Below are 3,779 nucleotides of genomic sequence, written 5' to 3'. Positions count from 1 at the left end.
AGCCAAAGTCTCCATCAGGTATCCCAGGTTCAAATCCTAGCTGTTGCAAGCGCTCCTGAAGTTGTTTGACGGGTGAGCCTTTAGCTCCTTCTCGGAGGGGAAGAAAGGATAGGGATGGGGATGAAGCTGGAGATGGGGATGAAGCTGGGGATGAGGATGAAGATGAAGACGCAGAAGGTTTATTGTCCCACCGTTTGGAAAACTCTTCCAAAACGGGTTTTGAGAGTTGTCCTTGCAGCCATTGAATAGCTTGATTTTGATGAGGTAAGCTGCGATACAGCAGGTAAGTATCAAGCATATCGATCGTACTGGGCGGTTCTTCCTTCGGTGTCGGCGTACTCGTCAGCAACTTCCAAGTTGATGGACCCACTACACCATCTGGATCTAATCCGTGATACTTCTGAAAGGAAATGACCGCTTGAACCGTACCCGTGCCGAAAATGCCGTCAATGGGACCGGGGTTAAAGCCTTGCGCTTTGAGACGTTGCTGTAGTTCTTTGACTTTTGCACCTGTAGCGCCTTCCCGCAAATAGTCATCAACTGGTGCGCCAAGTCGTTTACGTACATCTTGACGCAATCGGGGCAATTGACTGTATAACCAGTTACCGGGGCAATCCGTTGGGGAAAAGTCTCGATGTCCTCTGATGTTATCTGGCTCAATTTTGCAGGACGAGCAAATCGAAGCGCACAACTCAACCAAACTTTCCCACTGCTTGGTATTCATCTGGTAGGTCATGAAGTTGCCTTCATTTTCAATCCCTGGTGACTCGTTGCCTTTGGCATTGCCAGCGTGGGCTGAACGGACACAACGCCCCCGTTTAACAGCATCTAAAGAACCCTGTCTACCCTCAAGCAAGATTCCGCCAGTCGTGTTTAAAAAGTTGTGACCGGAATCATTCCAGCCAAACTCATTCATGTGGGCACTTTGAATACTCCTGGCAAATTGTTTCGCTCCCTCCACGGTTCCTCTAGATAAATCCTTAGGAGGATTGGGAGTATCGGTATGGTGGACGATGATATATTGCGGTCTAGTTTCCTCTGGCCACTGTTTTGGGGCTCTGGCACCCCATTCCTTAGCAGAAATGACACTGGCAGTGAAAGGCATTCTTCCCTCTTGTGTGAATAGGTGTTGCTTTATTGTTCTGAGTGCGAGTGGAGCGTCAGCTCTCTAAATGGGCGCGACTTGTTTTTAACTTTCTTCGCGAGAAGTCCCCATGTGCAGCGAAGCGGAACTTGGGGAGGAAAGCGAAGGCAGCCTGTCAATCCAATCTTCGATAACTTGTGTCATAGTTTTCGATTTGGATTGACAATATAGCTTCAGCTTATTATATCGGCGTTCAGATAATCTAAATCTCAATATCGTACAAGAATGCTGAATGTACTGTTTTAAGAGAGAGGCGGTCAGACAGAGGCCAGATGAAAGTGAGGGGGCGAACGAAAGCTGAATGGTAGGGTGCGTTGAGACGCACCCTACTTTAGAGGTGCTGTGTTAATCCTGGTTTATTCCCTGTCAAACGGTCGGTTCCCTTTGAAAGAAGAGAGCCATTCCCGAAGTTGAGCAGCAGCAATATCGCGAGACCCTAAACCAAAGGCAAGGGCAATAGCAACTGCAATTGCACCTAAGAGCAGTCCAAAGGCTAAGTTAACAATGTCACTGGCAATGCCCATTTGTTGCAATGCCATCGCGGATACCAAGGCGATAATCGCAATCCGAGCGGTCTGTCCCAAGATTCTAGATTGGTGAGAGCCGGAACTGGTAATCAAGTTAAAGGCAAGATTCGCTAGCCACAAGCCAATGGCAAATACCACTAACCCAGCCAGAATCCGACCCGCAATCACCAGAATGCCGGTCACAATTAAGGTCAAGGCTTCAAACTGCAAGACATTCGTTGCGGCGACGGCGGCAAACAACAGGATGCCGACTAAGACGATAATTCCCACCAGTTCTGAGGGTGTCCGAGTGGGCACTGTTGAAGGCTGTAGTACAGTCTGTGAACCCATTGTGGGGGTTGGGTTTGGGAGTCCATAGTCGTCCTCAAGTGGAGCAACTGGTCTGGTACGGGTAACGCGGGTTGTCGGGATACCCAGCCACTGGAAGACATTGTTGAAGCCAATACTGGTTAGGATATTGGTCACTAAATCGCTGAGAAACTGCCCTATGAGATAAGCGATGACTAGAATCAATGCGGCTGTGAAGATTTTGGGAATCGCATTGAGAATCTGGTTTAACATCGCGATCGCAGGCACTGAAATCGCATCGATCTGTAGCCTCTGGAGAGCTGCGATCGCTGTAGGAATCAAAATTAGGACGTAGACAACCGTTCCAACCAGCCAGGAGAGGGACTGGCTTCCCGTTGTGGCCTGGAGTCCAAACCGACTCCCGATTTGGTCAGCGCCGGCTGCCGATAGTAAGTTGGTGACAATGCGACGCACCACTTGTGCAATAAACCAACCCACCGCTGCGATCGCGATCGCTCCCAAAATATTGGGCACAATTCCCAGAATTTGGTTCAGCATCAGCTGCAAGGGTTGCAAGGTTGTTCCCTGCAAACCGAGGCTGTCTAAAATTAAGGGCAGAAATAGGAGAAAAATGAACCAGTACAGGGCATTGCCAATCGTTTCCGAAAGCGAAAATTGAGCAGTTGGGGGAGCGGAAGTTTCTCCAGAAGCGTCTGGTGGTCTGACTTGCTGGCCTAAACGCTGATCTAAGCGAAACAACCGCAGCGCCCGCGTTGTTACCATCTTGACTAATGTCGCCACTAGCCAAGCTACCCCTAAAAAGATCAATGCTCCTAAGAGCTTGGGTAAAAAGATCAGAATTTGGTTGAGAAAGTTATTCAGGGGTTGAGAAACGACTTCTAGCTGTAGTTGCTGTAGAACGCCAACTACAGTAAAGATTATGACGATCCAAAACACCGCGCTGGATATCCACTTCTCAATGGGAGGAGCCTCCACTCCCTCCTGCCGACCCGTGATCCAGTCGGCTATTTTGTTGTCCAAACGGGTGCGATTGAGCAGCGATCGGGTGATAAACGAAGCAATCAGGGCGATGAGAAGCCCAACCACTAGGATGGCGAGCGCACCTAACAATCTAGGCATGAAGGCCCAAATACTTTGCCACAGTCCCTCAACATAGGTTGTCCCCGTCTCAAATACTCCGGGTTGAACCGGTGTCACCGGTTGAGTCGGTGCTTGTGCCAAAAGGGCATGTACCTGGAGCGGCACATCCACTCTCACCGTTTGGACTATACCTTTCCATATTTCATTCATAGTCTTCCTTTTAACGCTATTCTCAAATTTCACAAACCAGCTACATGGTATGTGTGATCACAGTGCTGAACGTGATTGATGCTATTTATCCTCTCAATGAATAGAGTGTCTTGGTTAAATAGAGATGCAGGGAACTAAAGATTAACAGCCTGAGGAATCCAGGGGCAATTTTAAACCTAGAGTCGCGGCTTTACCTCTATCCTTATGGATAATTAAGCCACAAAAATGCAAAATTTACTGGTTTTTCAGGCTTGAACTTTCTTTGCTTTCCAGTAGAGCCATATTATCCGTCCTCGATCCGCTCGGGAACATTTCAATGTCACAGTCAAACGCTCAAGTTTTTGAACAGTCAATCCAAATCAAGGCCAGCGCTACGGTTGTAGAGCGCTGTATCACTGACCAGACTTTGATGCACCGCTGGCTCAATCCGATTCTACGCTGTAAACCGGTGGGTGAGTGGAGTACGGAAGTTGGGAGCCGGAGTCGTTTTGTGATTCAAATTCCTATGT

Annotated in this window: 3 protein-coding genes; 1 reads left to right on the top strand and 2 read right to left on the bottom strand. The window is 48.5% G+C overall.

Going from position 1 to position 3,779, the window contains the following annotated elements; genetic code table 11:
* Together V6C93_RS03315 and V6C93_RS03310 are read right to left on the bottom strand one after the other, a co-directional pair.
* Window positions 1-1,105 (bottom strand): N-acetylmuramoyl-L-alanine amidase (locus tag V6C93_RS03315; protein WP_333475224.1); only part of this gene is annotated, 1,105 nt, incomplete at its 3' end.
* 395 nt (window positions 1,106-1,500) lie between these two features.
* On the bottom strand, window positions 1,501-3,270 hold the full coding sequence (locus V6C93_RS03310; RefSeq protein WP_333475223.1) for a mechanosensitive ion channel: 1,770 nt from the start codon (window positions 3,268-3,270) through the stop codon (window positions 1,501-1,503).
* 316 nt (window positions 3,271-3,586) lie between these two features.
* Here V6C93_RS03310 and V6C93_RS03305 point away from each other — a divergent pair.
* A partial coding sequence (locus V6C93_RS03305; RefSeq protein ID WP_333475222.1) for an SRPBCC family protein occupies window positions 3,587-3,779 on the top strand: 193 nt, incomplete at its 3' end.

The sequence above is a fragment of the Allocoleopsis sp. genome (genome assembly GCF_036703385.1).
Taxonomy (GTDB): Bacteria; Cyanobacteriota; Cyanobacteriia; order Cyanobacteriales; family Coleofasciculaceae; genus Allocoleopsis.
The sequence above is the reverse complement of the archived record's forward strand: the minus strand, read 5'-3'. Positions and strand labels throughout refer to the sequence as shown.

Coding starts and splice junctions, on each gene's coding strand:
- V6C93_RS03310 (WP_333475223.1), bottom strand. CDS start 3,270: ATGAATGAAATATGGAAAGGTATAGTCCAAACGGTGAGAGTGGATGTG.